Annotated in this window: 3 protein-coding genes; all 3 read left to right on the forward strand. The window is 74.2% G+C overall.

Going from position 1 to position 16,601, the window contains the following annotated elements:
- The first annotated feature begins 1 nt into the window (after position 1).
- The 3 genes from ACGF3C_RS32430 to ACGF3C_RS32440 are packed head-to-tail and all read left to right on the forward strand — an operon-like array spanning position 2 to position 16,598.
- Positions 2-3,694, forward strand: coding sequence for an ATP-binding cassette domain-containing protein (locus ACGF3C_RS32430; protein WP_393227537.1), 3,693 nt, complete (start codon positions 2-4; stop codon positions 3,692-3,694).
- Positions 3,691-9,429, forward strand: coding sequence for an amino acid adenylation domain-containing protein (locus ACGF3C_RS32435; protein WP_393227539.1), 5,739 nt, complete (start codon positions 3,691-3,693; stop codon positions 9,427-9,429). The genes ACGF3C_RS32430 and ACGF3C_RS32435 overlap by 4 nt, the downstream gene beginning before the upstream one ends.
- Positions 9,429-16,598: an amino acid adenylation domain-containing protein gene (locus tag ACGF3C_RS32440; RefSeq protein ID WP_393227541.1), complete on the forward strand. Its 7,170-nt coding sequence runs from the start codon at positions 9,429-9,431 to the stop codon at positions 16,596-16,598. Before ACGF3C_RS32435 ends, ACGF3C_RS32440 begins: the two co-directional genes overlap by 1 nt.
- Positions 16,599-16,601 lie beyond the last annotated feature (3 nt).

A 16,601-nucleotide genomic window follows, 5' to 3' on the forward strand; every position in this document is an offset into this window, starting at 1 on the left:
CGTGTCGACAATCCCCACACCGGTCCGCCCGAGTGCCGAACAGGACGCGGGAGTGCTGTCCCGACTCTTCGTCCAATGGCCCTCGATCCTGGTGAAGGCGTCCCTGCGCCGACCACTGAAGCTGTCGGACAGCCTGACGCCGCCCCGGTACGACCACCTGGAGCGGGTGACCCCGGTCTTCGAGCGTGCCTGGGCCGCCCGGCGGGACCAACCTGACGGGCTGCGGCGGGCCCTCTACCAGACCTACCGCCGGCGGTTCTGGTGGGCGGGCCTGATCTTCCTGGCCTACCAGACCTGCGCGACCGTCGGGCCGCTGCTGGTGCGGGAGCTGATCGCCTGGTTCGAGGGCGACGGCCAGGGCCCGGTGGTGGAGGGTCTGCTGATCGCCGCCGGCCTGGCCGGCTTCTACGTCCTGGACGCGTTGAGCCACAAGCACCAGTGGTCCGAGGTGTGGAAGACCGCGCACTCGATCACCGCGCTGCTGCGGACCGAGATCCTGCGCAAGTACCTGCGGATGGACCGCGGCGCCCGACTGGCCCACCCCTCCGGGGAGGTCATCACCCTCGCCTCGTCCGACGCCCGGAGGGTCGGGCGGGTCGCGTTCACGCACATGGCGTGGGCGGTGCCGCTGGGCATCGCCGGCTCCTGCGTGGTCCTGTGGGTGCTGCTGGGCTGGGCGGCGCTGGTGGGCATCGTCATCCTCATCGCCGGCCTGTGGCTGTCGCACGTGGCCAACGAGAGGGTCTTCGCGCTGGTGCCGGCGATCCGGGACGCGAACGGCGTCCGGATCGGGCTGGTCGGCGAGTACCTGGGGGCCATGCGGACGCTGCGCACCCACGGGTGGGAGGACGTCGCCGAGCGGGCTGTCGGCCGGGAACGCGCGACGCTCAACGCGTTGCTGGTCCGCCGGCAGAAGCGGCTCGCCACGCTCTACCTGGTGAACGCCGCCGCGCCGGTCCTGATGGTGATGGCCACCCTGGTCACGTACGCGGCGCTGGGCAACGAACTGAAGGCGGCGGACGTGTTCGCGGCGATCGCCGTGCTCACCGTCCTCCGGTCCCAGCTGCCCGAGCTGGTGCGCTACCTGGACATGCGCAACGAGTGGCGGGTGGCGTTCGGGAAGGTGACGACCTTCCTGCGGGCCTCGGACACCGCCGAGGCGTCGACCGACGACGACGCGCCGGCCGGGGCGGTCGACCTCGACGGGGCGTCGTTCACCTGGCCGGGGGCCGACGCGGACGCCCGGCCGGTCCTGACCGGCGTCGACCTGCGGGTCGCGCCCGGTGAGTTGGTCTGCGTGCTGGGCCGGGTCGGCAGCGGCAAGTCCGCGCTGCTCGCGGCGCTGGCCGGTGCGCTGCCGACGGTCGCGGGTACCGCCCAGGTCGGCGGCAGCACCGTCTACCTGCCGCAGCGCCCCTGGATCATGCAGGGCAGCGTCGTCGACAACATCCGCTGCTTCTCGCCCGACGATCCGGACCGGTACGCGGCGGTCGTCCGCGCCACCGCCCTGGAGGCGGACCTGGCGGCGATGCCGGCCCGCGACGGCACGGCCATCGGCGAGCGGGGCGTGAACCTCTCCGGCGGGCAACGGCAGCGCATCGCGTTGGCCCGCGCCGCCTACGAGGACGCCGACGTCTACCTCTTCGACGACCCGACCAGCGCCGTCGACGACGCGGTCGCCGGCACCATCCTGGAGGCGCTGTTCGACGGGGTGCTCGCCGGGCGTACCCGGATCGTTGCCACCCACCGCCTCGACGTGGCCCGTCGGGCCGACCGGGTGGTGGTCCTCGACGGCGGCCGGGTGGTCGCGGCGGGCCGGTTCGCCGACGTCGCCGCGCAGATGCCGGACCTGCTGCCGGCCATGGCCGCCGAGGCCGCGACGCCGTCCGATCCGGACGGCGCCGCGCTGGACGAGGTGGCCGAGGACATGGCCGCCGAGGAGGAGGAGACGGTCCGCGCCGGTAAGGTCGGTTCCGCCACCTACCGCCGTTACCTGCAGGTGCTGACCCCGGGCCTCCTCGCCGTCGTCCTGCTCGGCCTGGCCGTCGGCGGGCAGGCCGTCCTGGGCGGCTCGTCGTTCTGGCTCGGCCACTGGACCGAGCACGCCGGGCAGGACACGCTGTACTACGCGGGCGTGTTCGCCGCCATCGGTCTGCTGGCGCTCGTGCTGGATCGCGGGCTGTTCAGCTTCGCCTTCGCCCGGGGTGTGTCCGCCGGCCAGAACCTGCACGGGTCGATGCTGAACCGGGTCTTCCGGGCCCCCCTGTCGTTCTTCGACCGCAACTCCTCCGGACGCGTCCTGGCGCGGTTCTCCGGTGACATGGAGACCATCGACCTGGAGTTGCCGGAGACCACGATGGACACCCTCCGGGTCGCCGTTGGCCTGGTCGTGCCGTTGGCGGCGCTGGCCTTCACCAGTCCGCTGATGCTGGTGGCAGCCCCGCTGCTGCTGGTGGTCTACCTCCGGTGGCAGCGGCTCACCCGGGCCAGCACGGTCGAGGCGTCCCGGCTGTCGAAGCAGGCGAACGAGCCGATGCTCGCGCTGCTCAACGAGGCCGTCGACGGGGTGACCTCGATCGAGGGCCGGAACAGCCGGGTGCGCGGATACCAGGCCGCGTTCGGTGAGCGGGTCCGCGTCGCGCACCACGCCGACTACACGGTCAACGCGCTGTCGCGGCACTTCAACCTGAAGCTCGACATGCTCGGCGCGGTCGTCCTGCTGACGTACGGGGTGCTGATCGTCGCCGTGGGCGGGATCGGCGCCGGGCTGGCCGGTGTCGGGATCAGTTTCGTGTACGCGCTGATGGAGGCGCTGGCGATGAGCCTGATGACAGTGCAGATGATGGACCTGTCGCTGGCGAGCTTCGAACGTGTCGACGACTACACCCGGCTGCCGGTCGAGCCGACCGACGGGCGACCGGCCCCGGCTGGTTGGCCCACCGCCGGCGAGGTCCACTTCGAGAACGTCACACTGCGCTATTCCGAGGGTGGCCCGGCCGCGCTGAACGGCGTGTCGTTCGACGCCCCGGCGGGCAGCAAGATCGGCATCGTCGGCCGGACCGGCAGCGGCAAGTCCAGCCTGTTCACCGCGCTGCTGCGGTTCGTGCCAGCCGAGCAGGGGCGCATCCTCATCGACGGGGTGGACACCGCCACGCTGCGGCTGGCCGACCTGCGGGCCGCCGTCGAGGTGGTACCGCAGGATCCGGTGCTGCTGCCCGGCACCCTGCGGGACAACATCGACCCGACCGGTGCGTACCCCGACGCGGAGGTCACCGCCGTCCTCACCAAGGTGGGTCTCGCCGACCGGCTGCTCGGCGTGGGCGGTGGCGGTCTCGACGCGGTCCTGTCCGCCGGCGGCGGACAGCTCAGCGCCGGTGAACGACAGCTGCTCTGCCTGGCCCGGGCGTTGCTGCGGGACGCGAAGCTGGTCCTCATCGACGAGGCCACGTCGAGCCTCGACGCCGAGACCGACGCCCGCATCCAGCGGCTGCTGGCGGTGGACCTCGCCGACGCGACGGTGCTCACCATCGCCCACCGCCGGGAGACCCTGGCCGGCGCCGACCGGGTGGTGACGCTCGACGGTGGGCTGGTGGCCCGGGTGACCGACAGCGATCCGGCCGGGGTGCTGGCCGGGGCGACGAACCCGGTCGGGCAGCGCGCAGGCCAGTCGAGTCTCGGGGAGCCGGTGCAGTGACCGGGTCGCGTGCGATGGCCGCGGAGGCGGACGCGCTCGCCCACTGGCGGGCCGGGCTGGCCGGCGTACCCACCCTGGACCTGGTCACCGACCGGGTCCGCCCGGCCCGTCGACGCCAGCACACCGACCGGGTGACGCTCACCGTCGGCCCGGACACCACCCGACGGCTGCACGCGGTGAGCGCGGCGGTGGGCGTCGCGCCCTCCGTGCCGTTGCTCGCCGTGGGGCAGGTGGTGCTGGGCCGGCACGCCGGCACCCGGGACCTGGCCACCGCGACGCCGCTGGACGACGCCCTGGTGCCGTTGCGCGGCAGGTGGGACGACGACCCGTCGGCCGCCGACCTGTTCGCGCGGGTCGACGCCGGGTTGCGGGAGGCCTCGCCGTACACCGGCGTCCCGCTGCACCGGGTGGCCGAGGCGCTCGGCCTACCCCACGACCCGAGTCGTGCCGCGCTCTGCCCGGTCGTGCTGGGGGTGGGAGCGGCCCCCGCCACCACCGGGGAGGTGCCGCCCGATCTGAGCGTGCTCTGGGACGAGCCGGGGCCCGACAGGGCGTCCGGCGTCCTCGCCTACGACCCGGATCTGTTCGACAGCGCGACGATGCGCCGGTTCGCCGATCACTACCTGACGTTGCTCGACAACGCCCTGACCGACCCCGAGGCGCCGATCTCCACCCTGGTGCACACGTCGGTGCGGGAGCGCGAGCTGATCGCCCGGTGGGGCACCGGCGGCGGTACGGCAGGTCCGCCGAGCGTGCCGGCGGCGTTTCTCAGCCAGGCCGAGGCGACGCCGGACGCCGTCGCTCTGGAGTACGACGGCACCACCCTCACGTACGCCGAGGTGCGCGCCCGGGCCGATGCCCTGGCGACCGTCCTGACCGGACACGGGGTCACCCCGGGCAGTGTCGTCGGCCTGGCGATGGGCTCGTCCGCGCAGCTCGTCGTGGCGATGCTCGCGGTGCTCGCCACCGGGGCGGCGTACCTGCCCCTGGACCCGTCCTACCCCGAGGCCCGGCGGGAGTTCATGCTGCGCGACAGCGGGGCGCGGCTGCTGCTCGCCGACGGTCCGGTGGCCGTCGTCGACGACCTGCCGGTGCTGCGGCTCGACCGGCTGGTGCTGCCCGCGGGACGGTCCGCGCCGACGTGGCCGCCGACGTACCCGACCCAACGGGCCTGCGTCCTCTACACCTCCGGGTCGACAGGGCGGCCGAAGGGGGTCGAGACCACCCACGGCGGGATCGTCCGGCTGGTTCACCGCGCCGACTACTTCCCCGTCGGGCCCGCCGACGCGGTCGCCCAGGCGGCCAACGTGTCGTTCGACGCGGCGAGCTTCGAGGTGTGGGGTGCGCTGCTCAACGGCGCGCGCCTGGTGGGCATCCCCAAGGACGACGTGCTCACGCCGTCCCGGCTGGGTCATCGACTCGCCGAGCACGGCGTCACGGTGCTGATGCTCACCACCGCCCTGTTCCACAGGTGCGTGGACGCCGACCCGGCGATGTTCGCCCCGCTGCGCGCCCTCTACTTCGGCGGCGAGCCGGCCGACGCCCGCCGGGTCGCCACGCTGGCCGCCGCCCTGCCGGGCCTGCGCCTCGTCAACGGGTACGGCCCGACCGAGTGCACCACGTTCTCCAGCACCTGGGACGTGACCGACCTGCCCGGCGACGCGGCGCGGACCCCGATCGGCCGACCGATCGGCGGGGAGCTGCTCTACGTCCTCGACGACCACGGCCGGCTGACCGGCATCGGCGCACCGGGGGAGCTGTTCATCGGCGGCGCCGGTCTCGCGCACGGTTACGTCGGCCGGCCCGACCTGACCGCCGAGCGGTTCGTACCGAGCCCCTTCGAGCCCGGCGCCCGCGTCTACCGCACTGGTGACGTGGTGCGGTGGCGCGAGGACGGTCAACTGGAGTGCCTGGGCCGGGCCGACCAGCAGGTCAAGATCCGCGGTGTCCGGATCGAGCCGGACGAGATCGCCAGCACCCTCACCACCTGCCCGGGCGTGCGGGCCGCCGCCGTCACCGTGCACGGGGACGGCGACGAACGTCGGCTCGTCGCCTACGTCGTCCCGGACGACGCCCCGGTCCCGGCGGGTGAGCTGCGCGCCCACCTCGCCGCCCGGCTGCCCGAGGCGATGGTGCCGACCTGGTACGTGCCGCTGGCGGTGTTGCCGGTCACCCCGAACGGCAAGGTGGACCGCCAGGCGCTGCCCGCGCCCGACGCGCACCACGGCGTCCGGGCCGCCGACGGCGTGCCGCCCAGCGGCCCGATCGAGGAACTGGTCGCGCGGACGTGGCAGGACCTGCTCGGCGTGCCGGTGGTGTCCGCCGCCGACGACTTCTTCGCCCTCGGCGGCCACTCGCTGCTCGCCGCGCAGATGGTGGCGCGGATCGCCGCCACCGCCGGCGTGCGGCTGGGCGTCCGCGCCGCCTTCGAGGCGCCCACCGTCGCCGCGCTCGCGGCACGCGTCGCCGACGCCGGCCCGGACGACGCCCGCCCGCCGGTGCCGGCCGCCGGCCCCGGGCCGCACCCCCTGTCGTACGCCCAGCAGCGGCTGTGGTTCCTCGACCGGCTCGACGCCGGTCAGGCGGTCTACTCGGTGCCGCTGGTGCTCACCGTGGACGGCCCGCTCGACGTCGACGCCCTCGACGCCGGCCTGCGGGGGCTGGTGACGCGGCACGCGGCGCTGCGGACCCGGCTGGTGACGATCGACGGCGAGCCCCGGCAGGTCGTGGACGACGAGCCAGCGGTCGTCCTCACGGTGGACGACCTGCGCGACCGGGCCGACCGTGACGAGCAGGCCGACGCGCTCCTGCGCCACGTCGCCGCCCGACCCTTCGACCTCGCCACCGGGCCGCTGGCCCGCTGGCACCTGGTCCGGCTGACCGACGAGCACGCGATGCTCCTGATGACGTTGCACCACGCGGTCTGTGACGGCTGGTCGATCGGAGTGCTGATCCGTGACCTCGGCGCGTTCTACGCCGCCCGGACCATCGGCACGCCCGCACCGGCCCCGCTCACCGTCGAGTACGTCGACTACACCCTGTGGCAGCGCGCGCTGCTGGCCGGCGACGCGCGGACGACCCAGCTCGCGTACTGGGTGGACCGGCTCGCGGGTGCGCCCGCGGCACTGGACCTCCCGACCGACCGTCCCCGCCCGGCCACCGCCCGACACCGGGGGGAGACGTTCGACGTACGGCTGCCCGCCGCCCTGGTCGAACGCCTCGACGCGGTGGGACGGCGGCACGGCGTCACCCGGTTCATGGTGCTGCTCGCCGCGTTCCAGCTGGTGCTGGGCCGGTACGCGGACATCCGCGACGTCAGTGTCGGCAGCCCGGTGTCCGGGCGTACCCGCTCCGAGTTCGACGACCTGGTGGGTTTCTTCGTCAACACCGTCGTGCTGCGGACCCGTTGGCAGGACGCCGAGACCTTCGTCGACGTGCTGGCCCGGGCGCGGGACGCGGTGCTCGGCGCGTACGAGCACCAGGACGTCCCGTTCGAGCAGGTCGTCGAGGCGGTCCGGCCACCACGCGACCTCAGTCGTACCCCGCTGTTCCAGGTCATGCTGTCGGCACAGAACCTGCCCGAGCGGACCGACGCGGTACCCGGCCTGTCGGTCGGGGTGACCGAGCCACCCGGCCGGGTGGCGAAGTTCGACCTCACTGTCGCCTGGGACGAGGTGCCCAGCGCCACGGGCGAGCTGCGCGGCACAGTGGAGTACGACGTCGACCTGTTCGACAGGGGCACCACCGAGCGGCTGGCGCACAGTTACCGCACCCTGCTGGAGTCGGCGCTGAGCGCCCCGGACGCCCCGGTGTCCACCCTGGACCTGCTGCCCGGCCCCGAGCCGGTCCCGTCGGTCGGCGGGTCGACCGAGGCGCCGGCCGCGTCGACTCTGCATGGCCTGGTCGCCGCCGCCGCGGCGCGCTGGCAGCAGCGCCCGGCGCTGGTGCAGGGCGACCGGCAGGTCAGCCACGCGGAGCTGGACGGCCGTGCCGCCGCGGTGCACGCCCACCTGACCGCCCGGGGCGTACGCCCCGGTGACACCGTCGCCGTCCTGCTGGAGCGCAGCCCCGACTGGCCGGCGGCGTTGCTCGGCGTCCTGCGCGCCGGGGCCGCGTACGTGCCACTGGACCCGGCGATCCCGCCGAGACGGTTGGCGCACGTCCTCGCCGACTCGTCGGCGGTGCTGCTGCTCGGCTCCCGCGAGACCGGCCCGCCCGCCGTCGACCTGCCGTTCGTCGCGATCGAGGACGCGGTGCTCGCCGCCCCGGCCGCCGCCGGCCCGCCGGTGCACCCGTCGGCGCCGGCGTACGTGCTCTACACCTCGGGCACCACCGGGCAACCCAAGGGTGTCCGCGTCAGCCACGCCAACCTGGTGCACACCCTGGAGGCGGTGGCCGGGCACTACGCGCTCACCCACGCCGACCGGGTGCTCCAGCTCGCCGCGCTCGGCTTCGACGTGGCCGTCGAGGAGCTGTTCGGGACGCTGATCCGGGGCGGGGCCGTGGTGTTGCCGCCGGCCGGGCCGGTGCCCGGTCTCGACGAGTTGACCGCGCTGGCCCGCCGGGAGCGACTCACAGTGCTCAACCTGCCGGCGTCGTACTGGCACGAGTGGGTGGCGGTGCTGGACCGTCACCCGCCCGCCTCCTGTCCGGAGCTGCGGCTCGTCGTGGTCGGCAGCGAGCGGGTCGACGCGGGACGGCTCGCCCAGTGGCGCGCCGCCGCGCCGGAGGTGCGCTGGCTCAACGCGTACGGCCCGACCGAGGCCACCATCACCGCCACAGTGCACGAGCCCGGAGGCGACCGGGAGCCGGTCACCGGCAGCGTCCCGGTGGGACTGCCGCTGCCGGGGGTGCGGGCGTACGTCCTCGATCGTGGACTGCGGCCGGTGCCGCGCGGGGTCCCGGGGGACCTGTGGCTCGGCGGACCGGGGGTGGCGCAGGGCTACGTCGGGGATCCGGCCCGCACCGCCGTCAGCTTCCTGCCCGACCCGTGGGGCCGGCCCGGCGACCGCATGTACGGCACCCGGGACCGGGTCCGCCTCGGTGTCGCCGGGGTGCTCGAGTTCCTCGGCCGGGAGGACGACCAGGTCAAGGTGCGCGGCTTCCGGATCGAGCTGGGCGAGATCGAGGCGGCGCTCGGCGCCCACCCCGCGGTCGGGGAGGCGGCGGCGGTGCTGCGCGAGGACGTGCCGGGCCGACCCACGCTGGTCGGTTACGTGACGCCCGGCGACGTGGACGTGGCGCTGCTGCGCGCGCACCTGGCCGACCGGCTGCCCGGGTACATGGTGCCGGCCACGATCGTCACGCTGGACCGGCTGCCCCGCAGCGAGCGCGGCAAGGTCGACCGGGCCGCCCTCGCGCCGCCCGCCGCCCCCACCCCTGCCGGGGTGGGTGTGCCCGGCAGCGAGTTGGAGCGCGCGGTGGCGGCGATCTGGCGCGACGTGCTGGTGGTCGACGAGGTGGGCGTCGACGACAACTTCTTCGACATCGGTGGGCACTCGCTGCTCGTGATGCGGGTGCAGACGCACCTGTCCGAGCGGCTGGGACGCACGGTGCCGGTGGTGGAGCTGTTCCGCCACCCCACAGTGCGGGCACTCGCCCGGCACCTGGCGTCCGGGGACCGGACGCCGGCGATGTCCGCCGCGCACCACCGCGCCGAGACACGCGCCGCCATCCAACGGGCGCGCACACCGCGACGTCGGCCGGGCCGGCATCACGACAGGGGGGACGCATGATGACCGAGGAACGTACGCTGCCCGACACCGCCATCGCCGTCGTCGGAATGGCGCTCCGGGTTCCCGGGGCCGCCACTCTCGATGCCTTCTGGAGCAACCTGCGCGACGGGGTGGAATCGCTCACCACCCTCGACGACGCCGACCTGATCGCCGACGGCGTCGCACCCGAGGAGTTCAACCACCCCGACTACGTCCGTGCCCTCGGCGTCCTCGACGACCCGGCCGGCTTCGACGCCCGCTTCTTCGGGTTCTCGGCCCGTGAGGCGCAGCTGCTCGACCCGCAGCACCGGATCTTCCTGGAGTGCGCCTGGGAGGCGTTGGAGCACGCCGGTCACCCGTTCGACTCCACGACACCGGTGACAGGTGTCTACGCCGGGGTGGGGGAGAGCTCGTACCTGCTGCACAATCTGCTGCCCAACGCGGACCTGGTGGCCCGGGTCGGGGCGTTCCAGACCTCCATCGGCAACGACAAGGACTTCCTGCCGACCCGGGTGTCCTACAAGGTCAACCTGCGGGGCCCCAGCATCAGCGTGCAGACCGGCTGCTCCACCTCCCTGGTCGCCGTGCACATGGCCGCGCAGGCGCTGCTGGCCGGTGAGTGCGACGTCGCGCTGGCCGGCGGCGCGACGGTCATCGCCCGCCGCCGTGGCTACCGGCACACCCAGGGCGGCATCCTCTCCGCCGACGGCCACTGCCGGGCTTTCGACGCCGAGGCGACCGGCGCGGTGGCCGGCAGTGGCGCCGGCGTCGTCGTGCTCAAGCGGCTCGCCGACGCGATGACGGACGGCGACCTGGTGCACGCCGTGATCCGAGGCTCGGCAGTGAACAACGACGGCGACCGCAAGGTCGGCTTCACCGCCCCGAGCGTGGACGGGCAGGCCGACGTCATCGCCGAGGCGCTCGCCGTCGCCGGGGTCGACCCCGGCACGATCGGTTACGTCGAGGCGCACGGCACCGGCACCCCGCTCGGTGACCCGATCGAGGTGGCCGCGTTGACGAGCGCCTTCGGTGACCTGCCGCCGGGCCGCGTCGGGCTCGGCTCGGTCAAGACGAACGTCGGGCACCTCGACACCGCCGCCGGGGTCGTCGGTCTGATCAAGACGGTGCTGGCGCTGCGGGCCGGCGAGATCCCACCGTCGTTGCACTTCCGCACCGCCAATCCCGAGCTGGGTCTTGACGCGAGTCCCTTCCACGTCGTCGCGGCCCGCACCCCGTGGCCCGACGGGGTGCGCCGTGCCGGGGTCAGCTCGTTCGGCATCGGCGGCACCAACGCGCACGTCGTCGTGGAGGAGGCCCCGACCCGCGTGGCGGGCCAGGAGAGCCGCCGGCGGCACGTGCTGCCCCTGTCCGCCGCCACACCCACCGCCCTCGACACGGCTGCCGAGCGGCTCGCCGCGCACCTGAGCGCCCACCCGGACACGCCGCTGGCCGAGGTGGCGTACACCCTGCAACGCGGCCGGCGGACCCTGCCGTACCGCCGGGCGGTCGTCGGGGGCAGCTCCGCCGAGGTGGTCGAGGTGTTGCGACGACCGGCGACCCGGCCGGCCGAGACCGCGACCGACCGCGCGGCGCTGTTCACCTTCCCCGGTCAGGGCGCGCAGCGCACCGGCATGGCGCACGCCCTCTACGTCGCTGAGCCGGTGTTCCGCTCCGAGGTGGACCGGGCCGCGGACCTGCTGACGCCGTTGCTCGACACGGACATCCGGGACCTGCTGTTCCCCGCCGACGACCAGCGGGAGAGCGCTGCGGAACAGCTCCAGCAGACCCGGTACGCGCAGCCGGCGCTGTTCGTCGTCGAGTACGCGCTGGCGAAGCTCTGGGCGCACTGGGGCGTACGGCCGGCGGGGCTGCTCGGGCACAGTGTGGGTGAGCTGGTGGCCGCCTGCCTGGCCGGGGTGTTCGCGCTGCCCGACGCGGTGCGCCTGGTCGCGGCACGCGGTCGGCTCATGCAGGCGGCGGAGCCGGGCGTGATGCTCGCGGTGCCGCTGGCCGAGGCCGAGCTGCTGCCGCTGCTCGACGATGTGCTGGACCTCGCCGCCGTCAACGGCCCCCGGCAGTGCACCGTCTCCGGGCCGCCCGAGGCCGTGGCGGCTCTTGAGGCCCGGCTGCGCGAGCGGGGGGTGGCCTCGACCCGGCTGGCCACCTCGCACGCGTTCCACTCCCGGGCGATGGCCGCTGCCGCGTCGGCGTTCGAGGCGGAGGTGGCCCAGGTGCCGCGCTCGGCGCCGGAGATCCCCTTCGTGTCGAACGTGACGGGTACCTGGATCACCGCCGAGTCGGCCACCAGCCCCGCGTACTGGTCCCGGCAACTGCGGTCGACCGTCCGCTTCGGCGACGGCCTGGCGGCGCTGCGCGACGCCGACGCCGACGCCGTGGTGCTGGAGGTCGGCCCCGGGCGAGCGTTGACCCGCCTCGCCGGTGGGTCGGTCGCCCGCGCGGTGGCGTCGCTGCCGTCGGCCGGTCGGGACGCCGACGCCGAGTCGGAGCTCCTCGCCGCCGCCGGTGCGCTGTGGCGGATGGGCGTCGCCATCGGGTGGGAGGCGCTGCACGGTGACGTGCCGCCCCGGCGGACGGTCCTGCCGGCCTACCCGTTCGAGCGGGAACGCTGCTGGGTCGATCCTCCCCGCGACGCGGTGACGAGCCGGGCGGGTGCCGACGGGCTCGTCGTGCGCGGCTACCGCCGGGCCGGCGGTGCCGGGCCGGCGACCATCTGGACCGGTGCCTGGCTGGCCGTCGACGCCGGTCTGCCGGACGGCGTCGTCGACGAGCTACGCACGGCGGGGGCCCGGGTGGTCGCCGCTGACCTCGATCCGGCCACCGGCGCGCTCCGCACGTCGCTGTCGCCGCAGGAGCGGGTCAGCGGGGTGCTGCTGGCGGTTCCACAGGGCGACCCGGCACTCACGCTCGCGGCCCTGGGCGACGCGCTCAGCAGGCGCGGCGACGCGTACGCCCGGGTGGTCGTCGTCACCGACGGCGCGCTCGACGTGACCGGCACCGAGACGCTGGTGCCGCCGCGCGGCGTGCTCGCCGGTTGGGCGACCAGCGGAGCCCCCCTCACCCGGACGCTGCTCGACGTGCTCCCGGCCACGACGCCGGTGGCCGCCCGCCGCCTCGCCGCCTCGGTGGTTCGAGAGGTCAGGTGCGCGGACCCCGAGCCGGTGGTGGCCCTGCGTGGCGGGCACCGCTTCCTGCCGCACGTCACCGCGGCTCCGGCTGCCGCCCCCGAGCGGCACACCGGTGCCCGATACCAGCTCGCTGGCGACACGGTGGTCGGTGCCGCGTTCCGGCGGGCCCTCACCACCGCCGGAGCGAGCGTCGACGACCCGGGGGGTGCCGGTCAGCCCGGTCCGGTGACCGTGCTGGTGCCGGTGGACGCCCGCACGTCCGCCGACGAGGCCCTGGCCACGCTGGCCGCGGCGGGCGTCGGCGCGCGGGAGCCGGTCACCGCCGTCGAGGTGCACCTGCTCGGCGGTACGCCGGACAACCCGCTCGCCGGCCACCTCGTCGCGCAGGCGGCGGCGCTCGGCCGGGAGTCCGACGCGGAGTGGGTGACCTACGGGTGGCCGGTGGCGGACCTGTCGGCCGTCGAACGGACAGCCGCCCGGGTGGTGGGCGCGGCGACCTCCACCGGGTACGTGGTGGTCACCGTGCTCGACGAGACCGAGGGCGGCGCGGCGGAGGACCCCGTCGAGGTCCACGCGGTCGAGGACCCCACCGAGCGTGAGGTGGCGGCGATCTTCGCCGACCTGCTCGGCGAACGGGACGTCGCGCCCACCGTCGGCTTCTTCGAGCTGGGTGGGCACTCCCTGCTCGCCGCTCAGCTCGTCGCCCAGGTGGGCCGGGTGTGCGGGGCGGACGTCCCGCTGCGCGCCTTCGTCGCCGACCCGACGGTCCGTGGCCTCGCCGCCGCGGTACGCGCGGCCCGCGCCGAGGCCGGTGTCAGCGGCCCCGAGTCGTTGCCGGCCGTCGTGCCGGACCCGGCGTCGGCGCACCTGCCGTTCCCGCTGACCGATGTGCAGCAGGCGTACTGGATCGGCCGCACCGGCGTGTTCGAGCTGGGCAACGTCGGCATGCACGGCTACGAGGAGTTCGACGTCCCCGAGCTGGACGTGTCGCGGTTGCAGCGGGCCCTGCGCCGGCTGATCCGGCGACACGGGTCGCTGCGTACCGTCGTGCTTCCGCACGGCGAGCAGCAGGTCCTCGACGAGGTACCGGACTACGTCGTCGTCACCGAGGACATGCGGGGTCGCCCGGCCGCCGAGGTGGACGCGAGCTTCGAGCGGACCCGCGCCGCCATGTCGCACCAGGTGTTCGTGCCGGACCGGTGGCCGCTGTTCGAACTGCGCGCCACACTGCTCGACGAGGGTCGGGGGCGGGTGCACTACAGCATCGACGGCCTGATCACCGACGCCTGGGCGTCGAGCATCGTGATGCGTGAGTTGACCCTGCTCTACCACGAGCCGGACGCGACAGTGCCCGAGCTGGAGTTGAGCTTCCGCGACTACGTGCTCGCCGCGCGGGCCGCGGAGTCGACCGAGCGGTACCAGCGCGCCGCCGCGTACTGGCAGGAGCGGGTGCCGACACTGGCCCTCGCCCCGGAGTTGCCGCTGGCGGCCGACCCGCACACCATCGCCGCGCCCCGCTTCGCCCGGCTCACCGGGCAGGTGCCGGCCGACGAGTGGGACGTCGTCAAGGCCGCCGCGTCCCGGCGCGGCCTCACTCCGACCGCGCTGCTGCTGGCCGCGTACGGCGAGGTGGTCGCCACCTGGTCGAAGAACCAGCGGTTCAGCCTCAACCTGCCGATGGCGCACCGGTTGCCGCTGCACCCACAGGTCGACGCGATCCTGGGTGACTTCACCTCGGTGACGCTGTTGGAGATCGACGCGGGCGGTGCGGCGTCGTTCGAGACCCGCGCCCGGACGATCCGGGACCAACTCCTCGCCGACCTCGACCACGGACTGTTCAGCGGTGTGCGGGTCGCGCGGGAGTTGAAGCGGGTACGCGGTGACGCCGCCGCCGTCATGCCCGTCGTGTTCACCAGCCTGTTCCAGGGCATCGGCGGGCACCCGCAGATCGGCGAGGTGGTCTACTCCATCTCGCAGACACCCCAGATCTGGATCGACACCCAGGTGTACGAGATGGACGGTGCCCTGGTGCTGGACATCGACGCCGTCGAGGGTCTCTTCCCCGAGGGCATGGTCGCCGCCATGCACGCGGCGACGCTGTCGGTGCTGCACTGGCTCGCCGCCGACGAGGCGCACTGGGCCGACCCGGTGCCGTCGCTGGTGCCCCGCGCGGAGCTGGCCGCCCAGGCGGCGTACAACCGCACCGAGGCGCCGTTGCCGGTGGGCCTGCTGCACGAGCCGTTCTTCGCCACCGCCGCCCGGGTGCCCGAGCGCCCGGCCGTGATCACGCCCACCCGGACGCTCACCTACGGCGAGCTGGCGGACCGGGCCCGCACGATCGCCGCCCACCTCGTCGGTCTGCGGGTACGCCCCGACGACCTCGTCGCGGTGGTGATGGACAAGGGCTGGGAGCAGTGCGCCGCCATCCTCGGTGTGCTCGCCGCCGGGGCCGCGTACCTGCCGATCGACCCGGACCTGCCGGACGAGCGGGTGCGTTTCCTGCTGACGCACGGCCGGGTGCGTGTGGTGCTGACCCAGGGGCGCCTGGCGGGCCCCGGGGAGCACCGGTTCGGCGACGTCGAGGTGTTGCGGGTGGACGAGCTGCGGGTCCTCCCGGCGGGCGCGTTGCCGGCGATCGACACCACGCCCCACAACCTCGCGTACGTCATCTTCACCTCCGGGTCCACCGGCCTGCCCAAGGGCGTGATGATCGAACACGAGGGTGCGTTGAACACCGTCGTCGACATCAACGAGCGCTTCCGGGTGGGCGAGGACGACCGGGTCCTGGCGCTGTCGTCGCTGAGCTTCGACCTGTCCGTGTACGACGTCTTCGGTCCGCTCGCCGTCGGCGGCGCGGTGGTGCTCCCGGAGGCGGCGGCACACCGGGATCCGGCCGCGTGGCTCGACCTGCTCACCAAGGCCAACGTGACGATCTGGAACTCGGTGCCGGCCCTCATGGAGCTGTTCGTCGAGCACCTCACGGTCCGGGAGGCCACCGGCGGCCTGCGACTGGTCATGCTCAGCGGTGACTGGATCCCGGTCGCCCTGCCGGACCGGATCCGGCAGACGCTCGACGGGCCCGAGGTGGTCAGCCTCGGTGGCGCGACGGAGGCGTCGATCTGGTCCATCCTCTACCCGATCGGGGCGGTCCCGGCGGAGTGGACGAGCATCCCGTACGGCCGGCCCATGGTGAACCAGACCTTCCACGTCCTCGACGACGCGTTGCGACCCCGACCCACCGGGGTTCCCGGTCACCTGCACATCGGTGGTGTCGGCCTGGCCCGCGGCTACCTGCACGACGAGGCGCGGACGGCGGCGAGCTTCGTCGTGGACCCGGCCACCGGACGCCGTCTGTACCGCACCGGTGACCTCGGCCGGTTCCTGCCGAGCGGGGAGATCGAGTTCCTGGGCCGGGAGGACTTCCAGGTCAAGGTGCAGGGTTACCGCATCGAGCTGGGCGAGATCGAGACCGCCCTCGCCCAGCACCCCGAGGTGCGCGGCGCGGTGGTGGTGGCGCAGGGCGAGCCGCGGGGCGCGAAGCGTCTCGTCGCCTTCGTCGTCCCCCGGGTCGCCGGTGCCGTGCCGACGGACGTGCGCGAGTTCCTCGCGGGCAAGCTGCCGGGGTACATGGTGCCGGCGGCGTTCCACGAGATCGACGAGCTGCCGCTCACCGCCAACGGAAAGGTCGACAGGCGACCGCTGGTGGAGTTGGCGGACGCGGTCGAGGCGGACGACGTGCCGTACGTGGCACCCCGCTCCACCCTGGAGGAGACCATCGCCGAGGTCTGGGCCGGCATCCTGCGGGTCGACCGGATCGGCGTGCACGACAACTTCTTCGCCCTCGGCGGTGACTCGTTGCTGGCGATGCGGGCCGTGGTGCACCTGCGCAAGGCGTTCGACGTGCAGGTGCCGATCCGGGTGCTGTTCGACAGTCCCACCCTGGAGGCCGCCGCGTTCGCCATCGAGGACCACCTGCTCAGTGAGCTGGAGGAGATGTCCGACGAGGAGGCCAGTGCCCTGCTGGCCGACGAGCCGACGTACTAGGAG

Origin of the sequence: Micromonospora sp. NPDC047762 (assembly GCF_043204655.1) — a bacterium.
GTDB lineage: Bacteria > Actinomycetota > Actinomycetes > Mycobacteriales > Micromonosporaceae > Micromonospora.

Bases quoted from the DNA above. Each gene is read 5' to 3' on its own strand.
- ACGF3C_RS32440 (WP_393227541.1), top strand. From the start codon at position 9,429: ATGACCGAGGAACGTACGCTGCCCGACACCGCCATCGCCGTCGTCGGA.